At 62.0% G+C, this 25,081-nt stretch carries 16 protein-coding genes; 5 read left to right on the top strand and 11 right to left on the bottom strand.

Annotated elements, in window-relative coordinates; all coding sequences use genetic code 11:
* Window positions 1–343: 343 nt before the first annotated feature.
* From pbpC to BSP75_RS06325, 4 genes are all read right to left on the bottom strand, one after another.
* The gene (pbpC, locus tag BSP75_RS06340; RefSeq protein WP_075112608.1) at window positions 344–2,767 is read right to left on the bottom strand and encodes a penicillin-binding protein 1C; all 2,424 of its coding nucleotides are present in this window, start codon (window positions 2,765–2,767) and stop codon (window positions 344–346) included.
* A gap of 10 nt (window positions 2,768–2,777) precedes the next feature.
* Window positions 2,778–7,667, bottom strand: coding sequence for an alpha-2-macroglobulin (locus BSP75_RS06335; protein ID WP_075112607.1), 4,890 nt, complete (start codon window positions 7,665–7,667; stop codon window positions 2,778–2,780).
* 165 nt (window positions 7,668–7,832) lie between these two features.
* Window positions 7,833–8,492, bottom strand: a complete 660-nt coding sequence (locus BSP75_RS06330) for a DedA family protein (protein WP_075112606.1) — start codon at window positions 8,490–8,492, stop codon at window positions 7,833–7,835.
* Window positions 8,493–8,708: 216 nt separating this feature from the next.
* Complete coding sequence (locus tag BSP75_RS06325; protein WP_075112605.1) at window positions 8,709–10,397, bottom strand: FAD-dependent oxidoreductase; 1,689 nt, start codon at window positions 10,395–10,397, stop codon at window positions 8,709–8,711.
* Window positions 10,398–10,532: 135 nt separating this feature from the next.
* On the opposite strand from BSP75_RS06325, the gene BSP75_RS06320 reads away from it, so the two are divergent.
* The 3 genes from BSP75_RS06320 to BSP75_RS06310 all read left to right on the top strand — a co-directional run bounded on the left by BSP75_RS06320 (window position 10,533) and on the right by BSP75_RS06310 (window position 15,062).
* Complete coding sequence (locus BSP75_RS06320; protein WP_075112604.1) at window positions 10,533–13,469, top strand: EAL domain-containing protein; 2,937 nt, start codon at window positions 10,533–10,535, stop codon at window positions 13,467–13,469.
* Between the two features lie 65 nt (window positions 13,470–13,534).
* Window positions 13,535–14,332, top strand: a complete 798-nt coding sequence (gene pflA / locus BSP75_RS06315) for a pyruvate formate lyase 1-activating protein (RefSeq protein ID WP_082034841.1) — start codon at window positions 13,535–13,537, stop codon at window positions 14,330–14,332.
* Between the two features lie 88 nt (window positions 14,333–14,420).
* Window positions 14,421–15,062 carry an energy-coupling factor ABC transporter permease gene (locus BSP75_RS06310; protein ID WP_075112682.1) on the top strand — a complete coding sequence of 214 codons (642 nt, stop codon included), beginning with the start codon at window positions 14,421–14,423 and terminating at the stop codon, window positions 15,060–15,062.
* Between the two features lie 84 nt (window positions 15,063–15,146).
* Here BSP75_RS06310 and BSP75_RS06305 read toward each other — a convergent pair whose 3' ends face one another.
* Both BSP75_RS06305 and ycfP read right to left on the bottom strand, forming a co-directional pair.
* Window positions 15,147–16,439, bottom strand: coding sequence for an NAD(P)/FAD-dependent oxidoreductase (locus tag BSP75_RS06305; RefSeq protein ID WP_075112603.1), 1,293 nt, complete (start codon window positions 16,437–16,439; stop codon window positions 15,147–15,149).
* A 74-nt stretch (window positions 16,440–16,513) separates the two neighbouring features.
* Window positions 16,514–17,053: an alpha/beta hydrolase YcfP gene (ycfP, locus tag BSP75_RS06300; RefSeq protein WP_042061892.1), complete on the bottom strand. Its 540-nt coding sequence runs from the start codon at window positions 17,051–17,053 to the stop codon at window positions 16,514–16,516.
* 482 nt (window positions 17,054–17,535) lie between these two features.
* Here ycfP and BSP75_RS06295 point away from each other — a divergent pair, with 482 nt between their 5' ends.
* A complete protein-coding gene (locus tag BSP75_RS06295) occupies window positions 17,536–18,942 on the top strand; it encodes a nucleobase:cation symporter-2 family protein (RefSeq protein ID WP_042657363.1) in 1,407 nt (468 codons plus the stop codon).
* Between the two features lie 61 nt (window positions 18,943–19,003).
* On the opposite strand, the gene BSP75_RS06290 is transcribed toward BSP75_RS06295, so the two are convergent.
* The 3 genes from BSP75_RS06290 to BSP75_RS21790 form a co-directional block, all read right to left on the bottom strand.
* Window positions 19,004–20,800: a M3 family oligoendopeptidase gene (locus BSP75_RS06290; RefSeq protein WP_075112602.1), complete on the bottom strand. Its 1,797-nt coding sequence runs from the start codon at window positions 20,798–20,800 to the stop codon at window positions 19,004–19,006.
* Window positions 20,801–20,923: 123 nt separating this feature from the next.
* Entirely contained in the window at window positions 20,924–21,844 is a 921-nt protein-coding gene (locus tag BSP75_RS06285; RefSeq protein ID WP_075112601.1) for a DUF808 domain-containing protein, read from the bottom strand.
* Window position 21,845: 1 nt separating this feature from the next.
* Window positions 21,846–21,986, bottom strand: coding sequence for a hypothetical protein (locus tag BSP75_RS21790; RefSeq protein ID WP_171971583.1), 141 nt, complete (start codon window positions 21,984–21,986; stop codon window positions 21,846–21,848).
* Between the two features lie 189 nt (window positions 21,987–22,175).
* Here BSP75_RS21790 and BSP75_RS06280 point away from each other — a divergent pair, with 189 nt between their 5' ends.
* On the top strand, window positions 22,176–22,778 hold the full coding sequence (locus BSP75_RS06280; RefSeq protein WP_075112600.1) for a DUF924 family protein: 603 nt from the start codon (window positions 22,176–22,178) through the stop codon (window positions 22,776–22,778).
* 87 nt (window positions 22,779–22,865) lie between these two features.
* On the opposite strand, the gene BSP75_RS06275 is transcribed toward BSP75_RS06280, so the two are convergent.
* The gene (locus BSP75_RS06275) at window positions 22,866–24,125 is read right to left on the bottom strand and encodes a dicarboxylate/amino acid:cation symporter (RefSeq protein ID WP_042657367.1); all 1,260 of its coding nucleotides are present in this window, start codon (window positions 24,123–24,125) and stop codon (window positions 22,866–22,868) included.
* A 204-nt stretch (window positions 24,126–24,329) separates the two neighbouring features.
* Complete coding sequence (locus BSP75_RS06270; RefSeq protein ID WP_075112599.1) at window positions 24,330–24,761, bottom strand: hypothetical protein; 432 nt, start codon at window positions 24,759–24,761, stop codon at window positions 24,330–24,332.
* Window positions 24,762–25,081: the final 320 nt, after the last annotated feature.

Below are 25,081 nucleotides of genomic sequence, written 5' to 3'. Positions count from 1 at the left end.
TGCTCTTGCGCCTGCCTGCGCGCCTCCATCGCCCTGTCACGGCGGATATTGGCAGGGGTACAGGCAAACTGTTTCTGATAACAACGCACAAAACTCTCGGAAGCAGGTTCGAAAGGTGAATAGAACCCGGTACGTTCAGGAGAAACATGGTGATCACCATGATTGGTTGTGGCACAACCCGCACTCATCAGCACCAGCAAGGGACACAGAACACGCAGCAAAAGAGAACTCCCGATTGGATTTGAATGAATTTGTAATTATTCATAAATTAATTCATCCAATCAAATATTGATGCATTTCAAATGGTTAATTACATTCGCCTCAATGGCTGTCGGCAAAACGCTCAACGGGTGATGGTGCCGGCATCACTGTCAGGATGCACCACGCGAAACTCGATACGATCGCTGTTGCCCGCCTCGTCCACCACCACCAGCTGATAACGCCCCGCCACGCTCAGCACCTGATCCCCGTCCCAGCGCAGCCGCTGGCCGTTGAGAAACCAGGCCGGCTTGCCGACACCGCCCAGCACCTTGGGCTGCAGCCGGTAACGCTGGCTGCGAATAAGATTGCCCTCCCCCAGCGCCACGATGCGAATGGGGGACTGCAGCTCGGCGCTTCGCCCCTCCCCCGCGCAACCGCTGGCGAGCAGCGCCTGTCGTCGCTCGCCAAGCGCCCGCCACGGCTCCAGTGACAGCGGCCAGAGGGCCCGAAAGCCGGATTGCGCCGCATCATGGCAGCGTGCCAGGGTCGGTTTGCCCTCAGCGGTCAGCGCAACCTGGCGCAGCGGCGAGGGCCAATCCATAGGATCCGGCAAGGTGGGAGGATCGCGTCCTTCCAGCAACCAGGCGCTCTGGCGCTGCAAACACGTCTGCGGCAGGGTCGAACTCACCTTGCGCCCCAGCGGCCAGCAGATCTCGGCCTCACTCACCGTATTGGGCTGCGCTGGCAGGGGGCTGTTGTCCGCCAACCGCGAGTAGACCGAGAGCAGCAGCGGCACAGCCGCGCTCTGACCATAAAAACCGGGCATGGGGGTACCGTCGGGGCGCCCCAGCCAGACGCCGATGGTCCAGCGACCTGAGACCCCCATCGCCCAGCTATCGCGATAGCCATAGCTGGTACCGGTCTTCCAGGCCAGTCGGTTAACCCGGCCAGTCGCCTCGCTGGCAAAAGGCTGATCCGCCCGTCCCTGCGCGCTCAGGATCTGCCAGATGATCCAGGCCGCCCCCGGGCTCAGCAAGGGGCGCGACACTGCCTGCTGCCCCGCCAGCCAGACCGGCATGGCCACCTGCCCCTCACGGGTCAGCGCACTGTAGAGGGCTACCAACTGCTCGAGCCGAATACCTGCCGCCCCCAGCGCGATGGCCGGATTGGGCTTGTCGGAGAGCGCCAGCCGCACCCCGGCGTTGTCGAGGCGGCTGACCAGTTTGTCAGGCCCGAACGCCTCCAGCACCTGCACCGCCGGCACGTTGAGGGATTGCTGCAGCGCCTGGATCAGGGTCACCGGCCCCTGAAAGGCGCCGGAAAAGTTGGCGGGTCTGTAATCCGAGCCGAGCCTCGGCGCATCGGAGAGCAGGGAGGCCGAGTGCACCAGCCCCTCATCCATGGCCAGGCCGTAGATAAAAGGCTTCAGCGTAGAGCCGGGGGAGCGGATCGCCTGCACCATGTCGAGATAACCGTGGCGGCGCAAATTGCCATACTCGGCGCTGCCTACATAGGCGCGCACCGCCATAGTTTTGTTGTCTACCAGCAGCAGGGCGGCAGAAGTCTGCTCGGGGAAACGGCGGATATAGCTTGCCACCCGCCCCTCCAGCCAGCGCTGCAGATCGCCGTCAATCGTAGTGTGCACCAGCGCTCCGACCTGATGATCGGCGGCGAGGCGGGCAAATAGCGGCGCCTCCATCGGCGTGAAATGGCCGCGGGCCAGCACCGGCTCGATGCGCCCCTCCTGCCACACCTGCTCCGGCCAGACACCCTGTGCCACCAGCCGCTGCATCACCTTGTCACGGGCGACGCGGGCCCGTTCGGGATGCCGGTCCGGCCGGTTGCGACTGGGGGCCTGCGGCAGCACCGCCAACAACGCAGCCTCGGCATAGGTCAGCTTGGCGGCGCTCTTGCCGAGATAGGCAAAACTTGCCGCCTGCACTCCCTCCAGGTTGCCGCCAAACGGCGCCCGGTTGAGGTAGACGGTGAGCAAAGTACGCTTGTCGTAGTGCCACTCCAGCTGCAGCGCGCGCGCCATCTGACGCAGCTTGCCGGGCACGCTCCTGTGGTAGGGCTCGATAAGACGCGCCACCTGCATGGTGAGGGTCGAGCCGCCCGACACAGCTCGCCCATAGCGCAGCCACTGCCAGACCCCGCGCACCATGGCCACCGGATTGACCCCCGGATGACGCCAGAAGTAGCGATCCTCGTAGCCGAGCAGCGCCTCGATATAGCGGGGGGAGACCTGCTCCAGGGTCACGGGGTAGCGCCACACGCCGCTGGTGTCGGCAAAGGCGCGCAGCGGCCGCCCCTTCATGTCGAGCACCACCCGCGCATAGGCAGGGTCGAGCGGCGGCGGTGGGAAAATGCGATCCAGCGTCAGCAATAACAGGAGCAGTGCTACAACACCCAGCACCGAGACACGCAGCCAGCGCGGTAGACGGCCAAGCCCGCGCCAACCAGCGCGGCCACTGCGACCCAATTTCAGCCAGCCGCGCTGCCAGCGCGTGAGCGGGCGAACCCGCTCACTGGAAGGGACGTTACTCAGAGGGCGTCTGCGACTCATCAAGCGCCAGCTACTCAGAAATCGTTACCTCATGGATATCCTCACCCACAGCCCGCAGCTCGGGACGGTACATATCCTCCACCTGGGTCGGCGGCACCTGATAGCGACCCGGCGTCACCGCCCGCATCAGGTAGACCAGCTGCTGGTTGCTCCCCTCGCTCAGATCCAGCGCCGCCGTGTAGCGGTCGTCGCGAAACTCCTGATGCTTGAGGTAGTCGTTCCACTCGCTCTGCCACGCAGCTTTCCCCTCAATGGAGAGCTCTTCGAGCTTGATGCTGTTGCCAAGGGCCGGATTCTCCAGCTCGAAGCCGGCTGGCACCATCTCTACCAGCAGGGCATCGGGCACCGCCGATTCACTGCTGACATTGAGCCGCACCACCACCAGATCGCCCACCTTCACCTTGGTCGGGTCAAAACGCTGACCGTCGCTGTTGAACCAGCTGCGGGTCACGCTCATTCCCTTGCTGACCCGTGCCGGCGCCTGCTCGGGGTAACCGACCAGGGTACGCTGCACATAGAGGGATCCCTTGCCCTCGTTGGTGACGGTGCTCGCCGCCAGTGCCTCGGGGGCACCCTGCTGCAGCGGAACCGAACCGCTCAGGGATCCACTGCCAAGAGAGGAGGTCACCCTGGCCTGCCAGTCGACGGCCGGATCGACGCGGGCGAGTCGCAGCAGGGCGAGCCGCTCCTGGGTGCTGAGCCACTGACGGTGAGCCAGAGTATCGGCCACCTTGGCACTGAGGGCCGGCCAGCGCTCCGCAGCCAGCTTGTGCTGGCGCAGCAAGGAGAGCTCAAGGGCCTGATCGCGTAGCGGCGAGCCGTAATCCCCCAGATAGTCGTCCCCGCGCTCGGTCGCCAATGCCCGGCTGAGGGCCTTGGCGGCGTTCTGCTCATCCCCCATGGCCGAGAGCGCCAGCGAGAGGTGCAAGAGCGGCAAACCGGAGCGGGCGTGATCCGCCTGCTGCTCCCAGATAAGGCGCAGGGTAGCGAGCGGCGCCTTGCCCACCCGGGCCAGTACATAGGCGCTGTAAGCCTGATAGGCAAGACGGCTGTGCTCGGGGGCACTGCTCCAGCGCTCGCCGTACTGGCTGTCGGTGAGATAGCTTTGCAGCCGGTTCAGCGCCTGATTGAGCATTGCCTCCGGCACTGCATCGCCTGCCTCCTTGCGCGCCAGCAGGTAATCGGCGGCATAGGCGGTGAGCCACTGCTCCTCGTCAGAGCGACCATCCCAGAGGCCAAAGCCGCCGCTTGGCAATTGCAACCGCTGCAGCCGCTGCAGCAGTGCGCGCTGCACATCCGCCTCGCTCGCCGGTTTGTTGCCCTCTACGGGTTTGCTCCAGGCGGCCCGCTCATCGGCCGTGGTCAGCAAGTAAGGCCAGGCACGGGACAAGGTCTGCTCCAGACAGGCGTAGGGGTAGTCGGCCAGCGCCTGCCACTGGGCTGCCGGATCCCAGGGCGGGGTGCCGGAGAGGCTGAGCAGCCCCTGCAGGTTGGCGCGATCCAGCCCGGCCAGCTCAGCTGGCGCAAAGCTCATCTGCTGGCTGGGGGCCAGCATCTGGTAGCGCTGACGCGTCTCGGCAGGCCAGGGGGAGCGCAGCGGCAGAGTCCAGTCGCGACTTATCGCAAAACCCTTGCCGCTGGCCGCCAACTGCAGGCTCGCCACGCCGCTCGCCCCGGTCACGGTGAGCGGCAGGGTCAGCCACTGCTCCTCGCCATTTTTAAGGGAAAGGGTGCGGGGCAGCTCACCGTTTGCTTTCAGCCCGCCGTTGAGGGTCCAGGCAAGGGATAGGGTCTGATCCTCGCCACTCATGTTGCGCAGTTGCACCAGCGCCCGGGTCTCATCCCCTCTGGCGCCAAAGCGCGGCCAGCCAATTTCGGCCACCAGCGGCGCTACCACCTTCACAGCTCGCTCGGCCTCACCGACTTGCTGTTCGTTCCAGGCCAGCGCCATCAGCGCCAACTCGCCGTTGAAGTTGGGCAGATCGAGCGGGATCACCGCCTTGCCCTGCTGGTCAAAACTCACCTCGCCGCTCCACAGTGCGGCTATCTCGACCCGGCTCTCCAGCGCGCCGCCCTTTTTCAGCGGCGCCCGATCGCCCCCGTAGTTGAGGCGGGCCAGCTTGCCATCCTGCGGCGGGATCACTTGCCCGTAGTTGTCGAACAAATCTTGGGCGAAGCGCTTGCGGCCAAAGAAGATCTCGAACGGATCGAGGGGCTGGTAGTCGCTGATGTTGAGCACACCCCGATCCACCGCTGCCAGCACCACGCGGCCCTGACTGTTGGGGGTGGAGGTGGCGGTCACCTCCAGTCGGGTGAGCGGCACGGCTTTGTCCGGCGCGCTCAGGGTAAGCGGCAGACGGCGCGCTTCCCGGTCCAGGGTGAGCGGCACCAGACCGACCGAGCGCAGGCTCTGCCCCTGCTGCTTGCCAGCCGGTTTGGAGGCGCTGTCTGGCGCGGCGATCTGGGCCGAGATATGCAGATCGTGACGCTGCCACTCGGGACTGACCGGGATCTCGAACTCGCCACGGGCATCTTTGGCGTCGCTGCCGGTGCCTTTGAGCTCGATGCGCTGCCACCAGCGCAGGCCATCGCCATCTTCCACCATCAGCAACCCCTTGCCGGGGCGCGGGGCCACCAGCGTCACTGTGGCAGTGTCGCCCGCCTGATAGGCGCGCTTGTCGAGGGTGATGGCAATCTTGTCAGGCCGCGCCTGCTCGCCACCGCCGCCCCAGGCGTAACTGCCGATCTCAACCCGCAGGCTCGATTGATGGCCCTGACTGTTCTCCACCTCCAACCGATACCAGCCCGCCGCCAGTTGCAGCGTGAGCGGGGTCGGCCCCTTGCCATCCAGCTGCAGGGTCTGCTCCTGCTCCAGATAAGGCTGGCTGTTGAACTCGTACTTCCACCCCTCGCCATCGGCGTAGTGCCAGTAGTAGTCGCGGTACTCGTTGATGAGGCGCACCTTCACCGACCCTGCCACCGGTTGGCCTTGCTCATCGAGGTTGAGGATCTGGAAGGGGAGCGGTTTGCCCCCTTCTACCCGATCCGCCACGAAATCGGCCTTGAGTGCCGGCCACTGGCTGTCCGCGGGCCAACCATACTGGGTGCGGCTGCGATTGACGGCGCGGCCACCGGGCTCGGAGAGCGACACCCGATAGGCCACCTCCAGCGGCCCGAGGGTGCGCACCCCATCGAGTTCATCAGTAAGCGAAAAAGCCCCCCGCCCCTGTGCATCGAGGGTGAGATTGAGCGGTTCAAGATCCCTGGCCTGCTCGGCGAGCAGCACGTCACCCAGAGTGAACTCCTGCCACTGGGTAAAAGGCATGGTGGCGCGGCTGATCTTCACCTCCGCCTTGGCCTTGGTGGCGCTCGCTGGCGCACCGTAGAGATAGTCCCCCTGCAGCGGCAGAGTCAGGGCGGCGTCCAGACTCGTGACTTCCCCATCCGGCCCCTTGCCGAGCTGCAGTTTCAGCCGCTCCGGCAGAAATTCTTCCACCAGAAAAGGCCACTCGAAGCGGCTGCCGGCGGCGGTCTTGAGGTTGATGGTCCAGCGCCCGAGCGGCGCATCATCCGGCAGACGCAGGCCGTAGTGAGCGGCACCAAGATTGTCCGGCAGCAGGAGCTTTTGTTCGAGCAGCTGGCCGTCCGGCTGCTTCACCTCCAGTTCCACCGCCATGCCCGGCAGCAGCTGGCCATCTTGACCCTTGAGCAGGATCTCGCTGTCGAGGCGCTCGCCGGGGCGATAGAGGTCGCGCCCGCTGAAGAGATAAAGCTGCTGAGCCTGCCAGGGCTGGGTGCCGAGATCGAAGGTGGAGAGATCGAGCGCCGCGCCATCGAGGCGCAGCACCGCCAGATGGGTGCCCTGCTCGGCCAGCAGCAGGCGGGCCCCCTGCACCTGATCGAAACGACGATGACCCTGCAGATCGGTAGTTTGCACCTGCAGCCGATTACCCTTCTCATCGAGCAGGGAGAGCTGCACCTCCTTGAGGGGGTCGGCGCTGGCCAGGGAGCTCACGAACACCTCCAGCTGATCGCTGTAACGGCGGGCACTGAGCCCCATATCGCTCACCGCGAAATAGGTGGTCTCCTTGCGCCAGTCGTAGTTGCCAAGAGGCGACATCACCGCAAAGTAGACGCCAGCCTCGGCCAGCTGCGGCTCCTTCACATTGATAAGGCGGGTCTCGCGCCGGTTGGCATCGAGCTCCAGCGCGTAGCGGCCGCTGAACACCCGCTTGGCCCGCTGGGTGATCTGCTCAAGCTCCCAGTTGCCCATGCCGGCACCGGGGCGATACTCGGCCAGAAAACGGGGCAGATATTCGGCATCGACCCGAAAGAAGTCGATATTGACCTCGTCCACATTGACCGCGCTGATCGGCAGGCGAAGTTCCTGACGCAGCGGCAATACCATGCCGCTGGCGGTAAAGGAGGCCCCCGCCTCCAGCGGCCGGGTCTTGAGGGTCCAGCTCTGGGGCCCAGGGCCCAGCCCCGCCTTGAGGCTCACCTCGTAGCTTTTATCGGGCTGGACGTTCGGGAAATAGAGGGTGCGACCATCTTCGGCGAGGATCCACTCCCCCTGCACCTGCTTGCCTCCCTCACTGACAGAGAGCCAGCTCTGCCAGTTTGCCTTGGGCACCAAGGGGCCGGAGAAGACCAACGCCAGCGCTGGGGCATCGCGATATTGGCGGGCATTGGCTTGCACAACTGAACTCGGCGCCCCGGCCTCCTGCTGGGCGGCAGGTTGTGTGGTCGGCCCATTGGCCACAGGCTTGTCGGGGCCGCAACCAGCCAGCAGCAAACCGGCCAAACAGGAGAGCAACAGGGCTGACCAGCGACGACGATTCAGAGGGGGTGCTCCTTGGACAGAGCGACGGGAAACCGGGCGAGCGTGAAAAAGGCGCATAGATTCCATCCTGGCTGGGATCCGCTGCAACAGCAGCGAGGCAGCAAACAGGATAAAGCATCCTGCTCACCCGACACAAAGCTCATTACCGAATGGGCACAATTCAGCGCCCCAGAAGCGCGAGAACCCCCTTGCCCACTGATTTAGTGCGGCAAGGGTTGTCACCTAGTCGTGGGTAGTCTCGTTTTTTGCCCCGCCTTTGAACCAGCGAAACAGGATGGCCATGACGGCCGCCAGAAACAGCACCAGCGAGGTGATGAGCAGCGCCCGGGTCAACAGTTCGCTGTGATGAAGGAAGAAGGGGGTATTCATCGCCAGCTTGCCCAGCAAGCTCACCGTGAGCGCCCACATAAAGGCACTGGCAAAGCTGGCCACGCACATGCGCACTACGCTCAGGCGGCCAATCCCCATCAGCATGGGGGTCAAGACCCGCACGAACGGGATAAAGCGGGAGGAGAACATCGCCAGAAAACCGTACTTTTTCAGCAAGCGGGTCGCCTTGGGCAGGCTGTCGGGGGGCAGCATCCGCTCGATATGCTCCATAAAGCGGGTGCGCTGCAGGGCCCGCCCCTGCCAATACGCCAGCACGGATCCCAGCCCCGCCGCCAGCGGCAGATAGCAGAGAGTCACCTCGGGGCCAAATACCCCCATGCCCACCAGCCCGCCAGCCAGCAGCACCAGACTGTCACCCGGCAGGGGCATGAAGACGAATGCGGACTCCAGCAGCAACACCAGCATCAGGCAACTGATCAGCAGGGGCACTGCCTGCATCTGAACCAGGGCGTCAAAATCCTGATGCCAAATGGCCATCAGCATATCCAGCATGTCACTCTCCCTACTACACGGTTCATCATGAACGAGGCAGGGGTTATAGCACCCATCCCCTGAACAAAACGTTAATTTTGTCCGGTGCAGGAAAAAAAGTGTGTCGAAATATTGCAGCAACGAGGGGGAATGCAAGAAGGGCGAACAGCAGAGGCAAAAAGCCCCTCATCTTGCACGCACAAGGGAGAGGGGCAAACAGGCACAGAAATATAACGGTTACTCGGCGGTGGCCATCTGCCAGGTTTTGAAGCCGCCGGAGAGATTCTTCACTTTAAAGCCGTGCTGGCTCAGCAGGCGGCAGGCGACATGGCCGCGCAGCCCGACCTGACAGCTGATAAGCAGCTCTTTGTCTTTGGGCAGCTCATGGAGGCGCCCACGCAACTCGTCGAGGGGGATATGCAACGCTCCCGGAATCCGGCCCAGCTTGTCGAGCTCGGGGCCATTGCGCACATCCACCACCAGCTGGTGAGGGTTGCGTGCCTGCACCTCGGCCACGTGGCAGAGCAGGGTGTCCCCTTTCAGGTGGTTGCTTGCCACAAAGCCCGCCATGTTGATCACATCCTTGGCCGACCCGAACGGCGGCGCATAGGTGAGCTCCAGATCCTGCAGATCAAACACGGTGAGACCGGCACGCTGGGCCACCGCCAGCACGTCGATGCGCTTGTCGATGCCATCCTTGCCGATGGCCTGGGCGCCGTAAATCTTGCCATCGGGGGCAAACAGCAGCTTGAGGCTGACCGGATGCGCGCCGGGGTAGTAACCGGCATGGCTGCCCGGGTGGACATAGACCTTCTCGAAGGGCAGCCCCAACTGCACCAGTCGCTTCTCGTTGAGGCCGGTGCTGGCCACCGCCAGATCGAACAGCTTGCAGATGGCTGTCCCTTGCGTCTTCTTGTAGGTTTCGCTGCGGCCCAGCATGTTGTCGGCGGCGATGCGACCCTGCCGGTTGGCGGGACCCGCCAGCGGGATCAGCACAGCTTCACCGGTGACGAAGTCAATCTCTTCCACCGCATCCCCCACCGCATAGATGAAGGGATCCGAGGTACGCATCCCGGCATCTACCTTAATGCCGCCACGCGGGCCCAGCTCCAGCCCCGCCTTGGCGGCGAGCAGGGTTTCCGGTTTGACGCCGATGGCGAGGATCAGCAGGCCGGTGTCGAGGTGAGAGCCGTCATTGAGGGTCAGGCGCAGGCCACCGCTGTTGGCGGTCGGCACAGCGGAAGTCTTCTCGGCAGGCAGATCCAGACTCTCGATGGCGGTGAGGCCGGTGCGCAGGCGCAGGTCGATCCCCTCTTCCCGGATGCGGGCATGGAGCATGTTGGCCATCTCCTTGTCCACCGGCGCCATCACCTGATCGGCCAGCTCCAGCAGGGTGACATCCAGCTTGCGCTGGTGCAGCGCCTCCATCATCTCCAGCCCGATAAAGCCGCCACCCACCACGGTGACGTGGCGTGGCTGATCGTGGTGCAGAGCCGCCAGAATGCGATCCATGTCCGGGATGTTGCGCAGGGTATAGACATGGGGGCTATCGATACCGGGGAAGGGAGGACGGATCGGTGCCGCCCCCGGGCTCAGCAGCAGCACATCGTAATGCTCGCGCTGCTCTTCACCGGTTTGCAGGTTGCGCACCAGCAAGGTCTTGCCCGCCTTGTCGATCTCGATCACATCGTGGAAGACTCGCACATCGACGTTAAAACGGCGCTTGAAACTCTGGGGAGTCTGCAGCAGCAAGGCATCCCGATTGGGGATATCGCCCCCGATGTGGTAGGGCAAACCGCAGTTGGCGAAGCTGACAAACTCGCCCCGCTCGAACATCACGATCTCTGCCTCTTCACTCAAACGACGAGCGCGAGCCGCCGCCGATGCGCCCCCCGCGACACCACCGATAATCAGGATCCGTTTCATCTGCAAGACTCCTCAAACATGATAATGGGCAATAAATTAGACTTTTCTAATTTAGAATTCAATGAAATTTTGTTTCACACCATTTTGCAGTATTCTTGCAACCCCGACGGTTGCTTAACAGGATGTTGTTTGTTCATGTCGTCTACCGCACTCAGTCATCTTCCTCCTGCCCTCCAGACGCCGCTCTTTTTCCGTCTGGATCTGCGCAGTCAACGGCTGGTCGCCCTGACCGACGTGATGCAAACCCCGCTCTACTGGCTCGACGAGCCGCGCGCCCCCTGGCCTGCCCAGCTGCCCGATGCCCTGCGCCTGCCCATCGAGCAACTGCTGGCCAACGGTCATGGCGGCAAGATCACCGTGCGCTTTGCCAGCCAGTTGTGGCATATCGCCCTCGCCCACGAGCAGGATGGCTTCTGGCTCATCTGTCTGCAGGCCCTTCGCCAGGAGCCCATCGCCGATCTGGCATTGCAACTGCCACGTTTCAGCCAGATGGCGAGCCAGCAACAGTATGCGCCCCTGCTTGAGGCCCTTAAAGAGAGCTTGGGGGCCGATCGGCTCATCCTCTGGCACTATCAGGCCAACGGCGATCTCGGCAGCGAGCAGCTCACCCCGGTGTTCACCCTGGGGGTCGAGGCGCTCTACCCCATTCGCGGTGACAGCCGCTATATCCGTGCCCTGCGCACCCGCAAATCCTTGAGCTTCTCGGAGGCGGCCCACCAGCCGATGCTGAGCAACCACCTCTATCTGAGCAGTGCCGGTGTGCGCTCGCGCCTCGATGGCGCCCTGCTGGAGCAGGACAAGCTGTTCGGGGTGCTGAGTCTGGAGTATCTCGATCCTACCCCGCTCAGCGAAGAGATGTTGCAACTGGTGCGCAGCAGCGCCCAACTGCTCGGCCACTGGCAGCCACAACCGGAAGAGCACCGTGCCGAGCTGGCCCTCCCGCCCGAGCTGCACCAGCAGACCGGCATCGACTACTGCAAGACGCTGGTGAGCTGGGCCATGAGCGCCAGCGGTGCCCGGGTGGGCTGGATCGGCGAGTTCCAGCCTCGCGGTCAGGATCTCTGGATCATCCCCCGCTGCGTCATCAACGAGGAGATCTGCTCCACCCTCAAGCCCATCCAGCTCGACCCCGGCCCCGCTCAGGAGCTGTTCCAGCATGGTCAGGCCATCTATGTGGAAGATCTGCCCGCGCGCTATCCCAAGGCGACCCGGCTGCTGGCCCTCAATGCCAGCACCTACATTGGCATTCCGCTCCATGGTCAGAGCAGCGCCCCCATTGGTCAGATCACCCTGCTGCTCGATACCCCCCTTGAAGAGCCAGAGCCCCTGCTGGATCTGTTGAGCAGCCAGCACGAGCGAGCGGCCATCGAGCTCAAGCGCCTCGCCGCCGACGACGCCCTGCGGCTGGCCGAAGTGGCCTTCAATACCCACGATGGGCTGATCGTGATGGATCACAGCGGCATCATCCTCAAGGTCAACCACTCCTTCAGCCGGATCACCGGGTTTGGCGAGGTAGAGGTGATCGGTCACTCCATTCGCAAGCTGCGCCCCACCTACTACGGGGATCATCTCAAGGAGGATGTCAGCCGCACCGTCAACGAGCAGGAGTTCTGGCTCGGGGAAGAGCGCTGCCTGCACAAGGATGGCCACCTCTTTCCGGTGCGCTTGATGGTGAACGGGGTCAAGGATGAGCGGGGGGAGCTCAGCCACTTTATCTGCAGCTTCTACGACATCACCCAGGAAAAAGAGGCCGCCAAACACATCGAGCAGCTCGCCTACTACGACGATCTCTGCGGCCTGCACAACCGGCGCAGTCTCAACCAGATTTTGCAGCAGACCCTGAGCGCCTCCAATGGCCAGTGGGGCGCCCTGCTACTGGTGGATCTCGACAACTTCAAGTCGATCAACGACTCCCTCGGTCACGCCTGCGGCGATCAGCTGCTGCAAGCTGTGGTGCAGCGTTTCAGGGAGCTGCCCCAGGATAATCTGGTGCAGGCGCGCATCTCGGGGGATGAGTTTGCCCTGCTCTTTACCCAGCTGGGGCAAGGGGAAGTCACCGCCAAAATTCTGGCGGAGCACTTCGCCCGCGAGCTGATGGGGCTGTTTCGCACCCCGTTCGACATCGGTGATCACAAGCTGCACTGCAGCGCCTCGGTGGGGATCAGCCTCTTCTCCGGCAACGAGACCGATCATCTGGTCCTGATGCAACAGGCCGACACCGCGACCCACATGGCCAAGCGGGCCGGTCAGGGCCACTACGTCTTCTTTACCGAGGCGATGGCCCGGCACGAGAAGAACCGGCTGACCCTCACCAATGAGCTGCGCGATGCCCTGCGTCATCACGAGCTGCAACTGCATTATCAACCGCAATACCGGGTCGACAATGGCTCGCTGTCGGGCATCGAGGCGCTGCTACGCTGGCAGCGCAGCGACGGCACTATGGTGCCACCCGGGGAGTTCATCCCCATCGCCGAAGAGACCAGCCTGATCCTCGAGATCGGCTACTGGGTGATGAAGACCGCCTGCGCCCAATACAGCTTCTGGCTCAACCGCGGCCTGCAGATCCCCCACCTGTCGGTCAACGTCAGCGCCCGCCAGTTCCACACCCAGGGCTTCGTACAACAGGTGGAGTACATTCTGCGCGACACCGGCGTGCCCCCCTCCCGCCTGCTGCTGGAGGTGACCGAATCGGTAGTGCTGGAGAATCGGCGCGAGAGCATCGCCAGAATGCGCCAGCTCAAGGAGCTCGGTATCCTCATCTCCATCGACGACTTCGGCACCGGCTACTCGTCGCTCGCCTATCTGCGGGATCTGCCCGCCGATGAGGTGAAACTGGACAGAAGCTTCATTCAGACCCTGGTGCACAGCGAACAGGACAGAGCCATCGTCAAGGCGATTCTCGATCTGGCCCAGGTCTTCCGCTTTACCGTCACCGCCGAAGGGGTGGAAGAGGAGGCGCAACTTTCCATCCTCAAAGCGTTGGGATGCCAGCATTATCAAGGGTTTCTCACCAGTCGGCCGCTCACTGTCAAGGCGCTGGAGCAGTTGCTTGGCAGCCGGGCACAGGACTAAAGGTGTAGGATCAATAGGGGTTTATGTAATAAAATCACGGCCTGCTCGAATCGTTGGAGTTGTTTATGTCTGTCATTAATCGGATCCCTGCCGTTGAAATCAGCCAGCCAGCCGGATCTCACGGCACCATTGGCCGGATCCATTCCGTCGAAACCTGCGGCACTGTCGATGGTCCGGGGATACGCTTTATCGTATTCATGCAAGGCTGCCTGATGCGCTGCAAGTACTGCCATAACCGCGATACCTGGGATACCGAAGGTGGCCGCGAAGTGACCGTACCGGAGTTGATGAGTGACATCACCAGCTATCGCCACTTCATGAATGCCTCCGGCGGTGGCGTGACAGCGTCTGGCGGTGAAGCCATGCTGCAACCGGCTTTCATTACCGAACTGTTTACCGCTTGCAAAGAGAAAGGGATCCACACCTGTCTCGACACCAACGGCTTCGTCCGTCATCTCGACGAACAGGTGGACAAGCTGCTCGAACAGACCGATCTGGTGCTGCTCGACATCAAACAGATCAATGACGAGAAACACATTCCGCTGACCCACGTCAGCAACAGATACACCCTGGAGTTTGCCCGCTATCTGGCGGCCAAAGGCAAGACCATGTGGATCCGCTACGTGGTGGTGCCGACCTGGAGCGACGACGACGAGAGCGCCGAAGGGCTGGGCCAGTTCATCGCCGAGCTGGGCGAGAGCGTGGAGAAGGTGGAGCTGCTCCCCTACCACGAACTGGGCAAACACAAGTGGGATGTGCTGGGCGACCCATACGAGCTGAGCGGGATCAAGCCCCCCAGCAAGGAGACCATGGAACGGGTCAAGGGTATCCTCGGCAAGTACCACGACAACGTCAAATATTGATGGTAAAAGCAGGCTGACTCGTCAGCCTGCTCTGCTATGGGGCGGTCGGGAAGGCCGCCCGGACGCTACTGCATGAATGGACGAAAAGATGAGTGAAGGACAACTCGCCGCCCTCCTGATCTGGCTGGTACTGCTGGCCTTTAGCCTGCGCCGCTCCCTGTGGCACACCCTCCATGATAACCCCCTCTATCAGCACCTGCTGCTGGGCAGTGCCATCGCGCTGGTACCGCTCTGGTATCTAAGGGCCGGTCTGCATGAGGGGCTGGAGGTCCATTTTCTCGGGCTCACCTCCCTCACCCTGCTGCTGGGCTGGCGGCTGGCACTGCTCGCCCCCTGCCTGACCCTGCTGGTGCTCGGTTACTTCGGCGTCACCAATCTGGCCGATTTTGGCTGGCAGGCGCTGGTTGGCATCGCCCTGCCGGTGACCACCAGCTGGCTGCTGTTTCTGGCCAGCTGGGCCTGGCTGCCGCGCCACCTTTTTGTCTATATCTTTGTGGCCGCGTTTCTCGGCGGCGCCCTCGCCATCTCGGTCAAGGTGGTGGCCAGCGCGTTGCTGATGGGGCTGAGCGACAGCTACCCCTGGCACACCATCACGGCAGATTACCTCTCCATCTGGCCGCTGCTGCTGTTCCCCGAAGCGCTGCTCAACGGCATGGCGATGACGGTACTGGCGATCTACCGTCCACACTGGGTCAATACCTTCTTCGACCGCACCTATCTGGGCCAGTAACTCTCTCTTCCCTGATCTGCGCCCATAAAAAAGGAGAGGCCATCGCCTCTCCTTTTGATCTTCCGAACTGTGCCACTTACTGGCTTAGTGCAGCTTCAGGGTCGGGCGCAGTACCCGGTTGATGCGACCCACCAGCATGATGAGGCCAGTCTTGATGTAGCCATGCAGAGCGATCTGGTGCATCCGGTAGAGCGAGATGTAGACCAGACGGGCGATGTAGCCCTCGACCATCATGGAGCCGCGCATCAGGTTGCCCATCAGGCTGCCCACGGTGGAGAAGCGGCTGAGGGACACCAGCGAACCGTGGTCATGGTAGAGGTAGGGCTTCATCTCGCCACCGTTCATCTTGGCCAGAATGTTCTTGAACGCCTGGCTGGCCATCTGGTGGGCAGACTGGGCGCGCGGCGGCACAAACTTGCCATCCGGCTGCGGGCAGGCGGCGCAGTCACCGATAACGAAGATGTTCTCGTCACGGGTGGTCTGCAGGGTCTCTTTCACCACCAGCTGGTTGATGCGGTTGGTCTCGAGACCGGCGATGTCCTTCATGAAGTCCGGCGCCTTGATACCGGCAGCCCACACCATCAGGTCAGCTTCAATCAGCTCGCCATCTTTGGTGTGCAGACCATCGCTGGTCGCTTCGGTGATCATGGTGGCGGTACGCACGTCTACACCGAGCTTGACCAGCTCCTGATGGGCGGCGCCGCTGATGCGCTCCGGCAGGGCCGGCAGGATGCGTGGGCCCGCTTCCACCAGGGTCACCTTCAGGCTATCGGTGGTGAGGTTCTTGAAGCCGTAGGCGTAGAGCTGCTCCACCGCGTTGTAGAGCTCGGCAGAGAGCTCCACGCCGGTGGCGCCGCCGCCGACGATGGCAATCTTCACCTTGTCACCCGGCTTATATTCGGTGGCGAACTGCAGGAAGCGGTTCATCATGCTGTTGTGGAAGCGGTGCGCCTGGGAGGGGCTATCGAGGAAGATGCAGTGATCCTTGATCCCCTTGGTGTTGAAGTCGTTGGAGACAGAACCGATAGCCATCACCAGGACGTCGTAAGGCACGGCGCGCTCGTTGACCACGATGTCGCCATTGTCGTCGTGGATCGGGGCCAGCACGATGCGCTTCTCGTCGCGCTGGATGTCGGTCAGGGTGCCGAGCTGGAAGTCGAAACCGTGGTTCTTGGCATGGGACTGGTAGCTCAGGGCATCGATGCCCGCATCCATGGAGCCGGTGGCCACTTCGTGCAGCAACGGCTTCCACAGGTGGGTGCGGTTACGGTCAACCAGGGTGATCTTGGCCTTGTTCTTTTTGCCAAGCTTGCGACCCAGACTGGTGGCCAGCTCCAGGCCACCGGCGCCGCCGCCTACAACGACAATATTCATCATGATGATTTTCCTCGGTTCCTCAAAACGAAAGGGAGCCATTGGCTCCCTAAAACGAAATCGGTCGACGTGATGGATCAGGCTTCTTTGAAGGCCTTCATCCGCTGCAGATGATGCGAGATATTTTTGAACTTATGGGTCTCGCGCTCATCCCACACGATGTCGTAATAGTTCTTCAATTCACGTTCAGTGTCCCGATTATCGCGCACTTCATCCTGAACGGAAAGGATGCACAGACAGTTTCCTGAATTTTTCTTACGAAATTCAGTTACACACTTGGTACCGATATCGTCATATTCCTCCGGCCGGTCGATCTTGCCCTGCATGTTCTCTTCCGGATGGAGGTTGGGGTTGAAGAGCACCTGGCGAATGCCGCACAGAAAACCGATCCGCTCGCTCCAGTAAGCACCCAATCCAACCCCGCAGATCAGCGGTTTTGGATCGGTACTCATATCGAGCTGCTTCTTCACTTCCTTGAGCAGGTGGCTCATATCATGACGGGGGTGAACCGTGCTGTAGTGCACGAAACGCACATCATCATCAATAAACTGCAACTGCAGCACTTTCTCGTGATTGCCGGGGCTGGTGGCATCAAAGCCATGCAGATAGATGATCATGGATAAGACCTCAGGAACTGTGTCGGTTTTATCGAAACTACCCCAGCGGCGGCCCCGCGCGCCACCAAAACATCCAACTTTCTTGCTTTGGATCACGCCCATAGACCTGATCATGGCCCGTCACGACGGCGTTGTGCACCCGGGGGCCCGCGATTGGCTATCAAAGTGAGAGTGGCCTCCCGATAATGATAAAAACATTACCAATGTGAGATCCCGCTCCCGCTCGATGCAGCCCCACCTTGGCCACTTATCTGGCCGGGATGTGACTCATCCCACAAAAACAAGGCGTTAGCGCCAAACGTTTTCGCTCATGACCGGCGTTGTGCATGTTTTGTGCACTGACTCGTGCTGCACCGGATCCCTCTCACCACTGCAAAGGGATCTGGCACGTCAGTCAATACACGAGATCAATGACCGGGAAAGCCACGGCTTTCACTATCTTGCCTGTAGCGGTTGCGCGGGCTTCAAGGAGTGATCTGTTCATGAACGAGACCAACCCCCCCTCCCCTCGTCCGGGTACGCGCAAGCGCCCGGTGGATGAAGTGGAGCGCATGCTCCCCATGGGCCAGCTCTTTACCCTCGGCCTGCAACATGTGCTGGTGATGTATGCCGGCGCCGTGGCGGTGCCACTGGTGATCGGCGGCAGTCTGGGGCTGCCCAAGGATCAAATCTCCTACCTTATCAGTTCGGATCTCTTCTGCTGCGGCATCGTCACCCTGCTGCAATGTGTCGGGATTGGCCGCTTTGCCGGGATCCGGCTGCCGGTCATCATGTCGGTCACCTTTGCCGCCGTGATGCCGATGCTGGCCATCGGCGGCAATCCGGATCTGGGGCTGACCGGCATCTTCGGCGCCACCATCGCCGCCGGTATCATCTCGACCCTGCTGGTACCGCTGATCGGCCGGTTGATGCCGCTCTTCCCCACTGTGGTGACCGGGGTGGTTATCACCTCTATCGGGATCAGCATCATGCAGGTGGGGATCGACTGGATGGCGGGGGGCAAGGGTAATCCGGAATATGGCAGTCTGCGCTATATCGGCACCAGTTTTGTGGTGCTCGCCTTCATCTTGCTGGTGACCCGCTTCACCAAGGGCTTTTTCAGCAATATCTCGGTGCTGCTCGGGATCATCTTCGGTTTCGTGGTGGCCATCGCCATGGGTGAAGTGAGCCTCGACGGCCTCGGCAATGCGGCCTGGTTTGCTCCCATAGTGCCGTTCGCGTTTGGCTGGCCCACCTTCGATCCCATCTCCATCGCCACCCTGACGGTGATCATGCTCATCACCTTTATCGAGTCGATGGGGATGTTTCTGGCGCTTGGCGACATCGTTGGCCATCCGGCCAGTCGCGGCGACATCGTGCGCGGGCTGCGGGTCGATGCCATCGGCACCATTGTCGGCGGGGTTTTCAACAGCTTCCCCCATACCTCGTTTTCCCAGAATATCGGGCTGGTGAGCGTGACCGGGGTGTCGAGTCGCTGGGTCTGCGTGATGTCGGGGGGGATCCTGCTCGCCTTTGGTCTCATCCCCAAGATGTCGGTGCTGGTCGCCTCCATCCCGCCCTTCGTATTGGGCGGTGCAGGCATAGTGATGTTCGGCATGGTGCTGGCGACCGGCATTCGCATTCTGGCGCGCGCCGATTACAACACCAACCGCCACAATCTTTACATCGTCGCCATCAGCCTCGGGGTCGGCATGATCCCCACCGTTTCAGGGAATTTCTTCCAGCACTTCCCTGCGGCAGCACAACCGCTGTTTCATAGCGGCATCCTGCTGGCCACCATCAGCTCGGTGGCACTCAACCTCTTCTTCAACGGCTATCAGCCTGATCTGAGTCACCAGACCCGTCCTCTGTTCGTTGGTCCCATCAAACCGGAGCAGGAGCAGGCATAACAAACAGGCCCCGGACAGCGAGACTGTCGGGGGCCTGTTATTCACATCGCCACTCAACCCATCAGGCTGGCAGCTGTTCGAAGCGCTCCACCGCCTGCGCTACCTGTGCCAGACTCCCCTGCCAGAAGGCGGCCTCACGGATATCCTGCCCCAGATGTTTCGCCACCAGATCTTCGGCGCTCATACGGCCGGTATCGCGCAGCAAGGCGCGATATGCCTCGGCAACACCCTCTTCCCCCGCCGCCTTGCGGCTCATCAACTGTTGATAGACCCCGAGGCTGAACAGATAACCAAACAGATAGGGATAGTTGTAAAAGCCCAGCCCCGCGATGGAGAAGTGTGCCTTGGCCGCCCAGAACATGGGGTGATAGCGGGTCAGGCTCCCCTCATACCAGCGTCCCCACGCCTCGTCGGTCAGCGCCTTGAGCCGCTCTGCGGGAACATAGCCCTGCGCTCGCTCGGCCACCAAGGCCTGCTCGAAATCGAAGCGAGCCGGGATATTGACCAGAAAGGTAGCGGCGCCATCGGCCTCCGCCCAGGCGATGGCCAGCTGATCTTCCGGGCTTTGCGCCTGCTCGAACAGGGCGCTGCGCACCAGGGTTTCGGCGAAGATGGAGGCGGTCTCCGCCAGCGTCATGGGGTAGCTGCGCTGGCTCATCGGCAGATCGCGAATGACCCAGTTGTGCCAGGCGTGGCCCAGCTCATGGGCCAGCGTAATGACATTGTCCATGGTACCGGCATAGGTGACGAAGACCCGCGGCTCCACCGGCGCGGCAAACTTGGTGCAGTAGGCGCCGGTGCGGCGATTTGGCGTAGGCGCCGCATCAATCCACCCCTTCTCGGCCATCATGCGGGCAAACGCCCCCATCTCGGGATCGAAACGGCTAAAGGCATCGGCAATCAACTCGATCGCCTCCTCGAACGGGATCTCGCGGCTGCTGGCGGCCGGAGGCGGCGCAAACAGATCCTCCGGCCCCAGATCGTCGAGTCCGAGCCGCGCAGCCATCAGCCCCAGGGCGCGCTGACCCAGCCCACGGGCCCGCCAGGTTTCGCTCATCAGGGCATCAAGGGTGGCGCGTTCGATATGACTCTGATGGCAGGAGAGATCCAGCGCATCGAGCAAACGGGTTTTGCCACGCTGACGGGCCAGCTCCAACCGCCAGCCGTTGAGGGCATTGAGGATGGCGGCAACCGTCTCCTGCTCCCCTTCCCAACCGGCGCTGATGGCATCAAAGGCTTCTAAACGCAGCGCACGTACCGGGCTGGAGAGCAGATTGCTCGCCTCGGCCAGCCCCATCTCGCGGCCATCAAGGGTTAGCCGGATCTTGCCCACCAGATCGTTATAGAGGTTGCCCCAGGCGTGCAAGCCATCGGTGCCAAGGCCGATCACCAGTTGCTCCGCCGCCACCGGCAGGCGCTGATCCTGCAAGCGACGCTCATGGCGCAGGCGGTACGCCTCCTCGCCAAGCAGCGGATCCCTCATCAGCGCGGCGAATTCCTCTTCCGGTAGCGCCAGCATCAGATCGTCCACCGGCGCCAGGGTCTTGAACAGATCGGCGTTGAGGGCGCGGGCACGGGACGCCAGCTGTTTGGCCTGCGGATCCCGCGCATCCTGACTGCCGCGACACGCGGCCAGAATGGCGACGTTCCAGCCGATATGGCGAATATCACGGGCGCGCAGCCGCACTTCCCGCAAAAAATCCTGCAGCGCGGCGTCATCGCCGCGCACCGCGTCCAGACCCGCCATATAGCTGGCCAGCTCCTCCAGCGCGTGGCGGGCGGCGCGCATGTCCGCTTCCAGCTCGGGGCTGTCGAGGCCCGGGTAGATATGGTCGTTATTCCACTGTTGTTGATACATAGCTTCTCGCAAAGGCCTTCATCGGGAGGCGCAACAGGCCTGCGGGCACCAAGCCCGAGACCGAGCGTCCCGCAGGCAAAAAAATGAAGAGAGGAAAAAAGAGAAAATAGCCCGCAAGCTCCCTTATCCCTTGGCCGGGGCAAGACGGCTCACCAGCGTCATCACTGCAACCAGCAGCAGACCCGCCACCACACCGGCCACGGCGTTAAGCAGGGTCGGCGTCACCGCCGCCAGTACGGCCCCCACGGTCGGCAGGGTGGCCACGACAGCGGCTGCCCCTTCAATCAGGTGATGGGCAAAAGGCCAGCCGTGCACCAGAATGCCGCCCCCCACCATAAACATGGCGATGGTGCCGACCAGTGCCAGCAGGTGCATCAGGCGCGGCGCAGTCACCAGCAGCCCCTGCCCCACTGCGCGGCGCAGGGCACTGCCATCGGGCTTTTGCAGCAGGTGCAGGCCGATATCGTCGAGCTTGACGATCAGCCCCACCAGCCCGTAGACACCCACCGTCATCAGCACGGCAATGCCCGCCACCACCGAGAGCTGCAGCGCGAGGCTCGCCCCCTGTACCGTGCCAAGGGCGATGACGATGATCTCGGCAGAGAGAATAAAATCGGTGCGGATCGCCCCTTTCACTTTCTGCTGCTCAAACGCGGCCAAATCATCGGGAATGGGGGTGGCGTGACTCTCACCCTCGCTCGCCTCATGAGGCAGGAACTTGTGCGCCAGCTTCTCGGCCCCCTCAAAGCAGAGGTAAGCGCCCCCCAGCATCAAAAGCGGCGTGATCAGCCAGGGCACCAGCGCACTGATGGCGATGGCGGCGGGCACCAGGATCAGCTTGTTGCGAAATGAGCCCTTGGCCACCGCCCATACCACCGGCAGCTCCCGCTCGGCGCGCACACCGGAGACCTGCTCCGCGTTGAGGGCGAGATCGTCCCCCAACACCCCGGCGGTCTTCTTCGCTGCCATCTTGGTCATCAGTGCCACGTCATCGAGCACGCTGGCGATATCATCAAGCAGGGCCAACAAACTGGTTCCAGCCATATCAAAGATCCCTTATATCAGTGAGAAACGTCTTCCCGAAAAATGTCTCGCGCTTGTTCACCACGACCTTGGTCATCAGTGCCACATCATCGAGCACGCTGGCGATATCGTCGAGCAGGGCCAACCAACTGGTTCCGGCCATATCAGAGATTCCTTATATCAGTGATGCAAACCCCTCAGCGAGAGCGACAGGATAAGCAGACCCGCTTCATCGCTCCGGGGTTACGTCTTTCGGGCAAAAGATGGCACAGTGTAACGAGAAGCCGCCGTTTCGGCAGCACCCCTGAGCCATTTGTTCCTGGTTCCCTCTGAATCACCTCAAGGAGTTCCCATGCAACCCTGGCAACCTCTGCTCGATCTTTGGTTTGGCGACGAGGCCGATGACGCCCTCCGGGCCACCCGGCAAGCCCCCCTCTGGTGGGGAAAAAGCAGCGAAACGGATACCCTGCTGGCCAGCCGCTTCGGCGAGCCGGCACAGGCCGCGGCCGAAGGCAGCCTCGCCCACTGGGCCGATGCCACCAGCGGTCGGCTGGCGCTGATCCTGCTGCTCGACCAGCTGCCGCGCAATATCCATCGCGGCACGCCTGCGGCCTTTGCCCGGGATCCGCTGGCACGGGATCTCTGCCTGAAAGGATTGTCCATCGGGGCTGATAAATCCCTCTCGCCACTGGCGCGGGTCTTCTTCTATCTACCGCTGGAGCACGCCGAATCCCGCGAACAGCAGGCCAGAAGCGTGGCGCTGTTCGAAACACTGGCAGCGGAGCAGGCCGGCACACCGGCGCAAGCGACCTTCGCCGGATTTGCCGACTTTGCCCGCCGCCATCAGGTAATCATCGAGCGCTTTGGCCGCTTCCCACATCGCAACGACATACTGGGTCGCACCAGCACGCCGGAAGAGGTGGAGTTTTTGCAGCAACCGGGCTCCGGCTTCTGACACCCGCCATATAAAAAAATCCCCGTCATGGTCATGACGGGGATTTTTCGTTCAACCTGCCAACCCTGCGGGCGGCTTAAACCGTTGTTACGCCTTGGCGGGTTCACGCTCGCCCAGTTCATCGGTTTCGCCCAGACTGTCTTCAGTCTTGGCAACCACGCTGGCGGCGATGGCGTTACCCAGCACGTTGGTGGCAGAGCGGCCCATGTCGAGGAAGTGGTCGATACCCAGCAGCAGCAGGATGCCCGCTTCCGGAATATGGAACTGGTTCAGGGTGGCGGCAATCACCACCAGAGAGGCGCGCGGCACCCCGGCCATCCCCTTGGAGGTGACCATCAGCAACAGCAGCATAGTGATCTGCTGGGCCATGGAGAGCTCGATGCCATAAGCCTGGGCGATGAACATCACCGCGAAGGTGCAGTACATCATGGAGCCATCGAGGTTGAAGGAGTAACCCATCGGCAGCACGAAACTGGCGATGCGCTTGTCACAACCGAACTTCTCCAGACGATCCAGGGTCTTGGGATAGGCGGCTTCAGAGCTGGCGGTAGAGAAGGCCAGCAGGATAGGTTCGCGGATAAGCGCCAGCAGTTTGATGACGCGACCACGCAGGAAGACGCTACCCATGGCGATCAGCAGCAGCCAGAGGCAGGCCAGCGCGATGTAGAACTGGGCCATAAAGCTGCCGTAGGTGACCAGAATACCCAGCCCCTCTTTGGCAACCATGGCAGCGATGGCACCAAATACCGCGAACGGCGCAAAGTTCATCACGTAACCGGTCACTTTCAGCATGATCTCGGCAGCGCTGGCCATCAGCACCACCACCGGCTTGGCCAGATCGCCGAGCGCGGCGGCAGCCAGACCGAAGAAGAGGGAGAACACCACGATCTGCAGGATCTCGTTGGTGGCCATCGCCTCGACCACGCTTTTGGGGATGGCGTGGGTCACAAAATCTTTCAGGGTAATGGCACCGGCAGCAATACCGGAACTGGCGGTGTCATTGGGCAGGGAGAGTGAAAGACCCACGCCCGGCTGCATCAGGGTCACCATCACCAGACCCAGGCTCAGGGACATCAGGGAGGCCAGCATGAACCAGCCGAGGGTTTTGGCGCCGATGCGGCCGACAGTGCGGGTGTCGCCCATCTTGGCGATGCCGACCACCAGAGTGGTGAAGACCAGCGGTGCGATGATCATCTTGATCAGTCGCAGGAAGATATCGGTCAGGATAGTGATGTTATTGGCGAAATCCGCAGCCTGATCTGCGGCAAACATGCGATAGCCCTGGCCGGTGAGGATGCCAAACATCATGGAGATGAGGATGGCGACCGTCAGTTTATTCATTTTCATGGGGGAGTCCCGGTTTTGATTGGTGCAAGCCGTTAACGGTGGCATGGGAGCCACTACAGTCCGTTTTTGTGATCCGAGCCGTTGATTCCTAGCGGCTGGTATGCTGGGAGAATGCCTAAAAGCAGGGGGTAAATCTAGAGGGTTGTTCCAGAATTTTATGCTGCCATTAGGTGTATGTGATATGGATCTTGCAAACCACCAATATTAATCGCTGTTTGTTTTAATTGTGGCGAGATATTTCGCGTTGAGGGTTCGCTCATCCATTGCCCGTGGCAACAGGCGAAAAGTGAGCAGCGCCGAGATGCGGTGCTGCACCTGCATCTGGGCCATAAAGAGATCCGGTTCATCCTCGTCAAACCCGAAGATCGGCCGCGATGGGGTCACCCTGACGGCATCACGGGTAATGGTCAGCTCATCGACGCCGAGCCAGCTATAGCCTTCTGCGAGCGCCAGCTCCCCTGCCCGCTTGAGCACATATTTGCGGGCGGTCTCCCTGTCCACCAGATCGTTGCCGACAAACTCCAGCTGCCACTTGTCCGGGCCAAGCCGGGTCTGGGAGAAACCGGTCTGGCCATTCCAGAACGACTTTTCACTCAGGTAAGGGGTGGCGCAGCCCGCCAGCAGCAGGGTGAGCATCAGCAGACAAACCGGTTTGAACAGAGATGCAGACACAGAGGACCTCGGCTGGGGGGGTGGGCAACTGAGCGTTACTACAGCACAAACGCCGGTGGCGACACAATCACAGTGGTCATCTCCGCTCTCCGTTTCTTCTAGCCGCCTCTTCTACCCGTCTCTGTTCGCTGCTGCCTCTGCCCGCCCTCCCGGCCTGATCCGCCTGTCCGGGCCACACACCGGCTCCGAATTGCGCACAAAAGAAAAGGCTATGTCCCAATTACGTGTTGCATGGGGTGCCCCAGCGCCTCATGCAAACACGCTTTGATATTCACGCCCCTCCC

Source organism: Aeromonas sp. YN13HZO-058 (assembly GCF_001921245.1).
Taxonomy (GTDB): Bacteria; Pseudomonadota; Gammaproteobacteria; order Enterobacterales; family Aeromonadaceae; genus Aeromonas; species Aeromonas allosaccharophila.
This window is presented reverse-complemented; position numbering and strand designations above follow the sequence as displayed.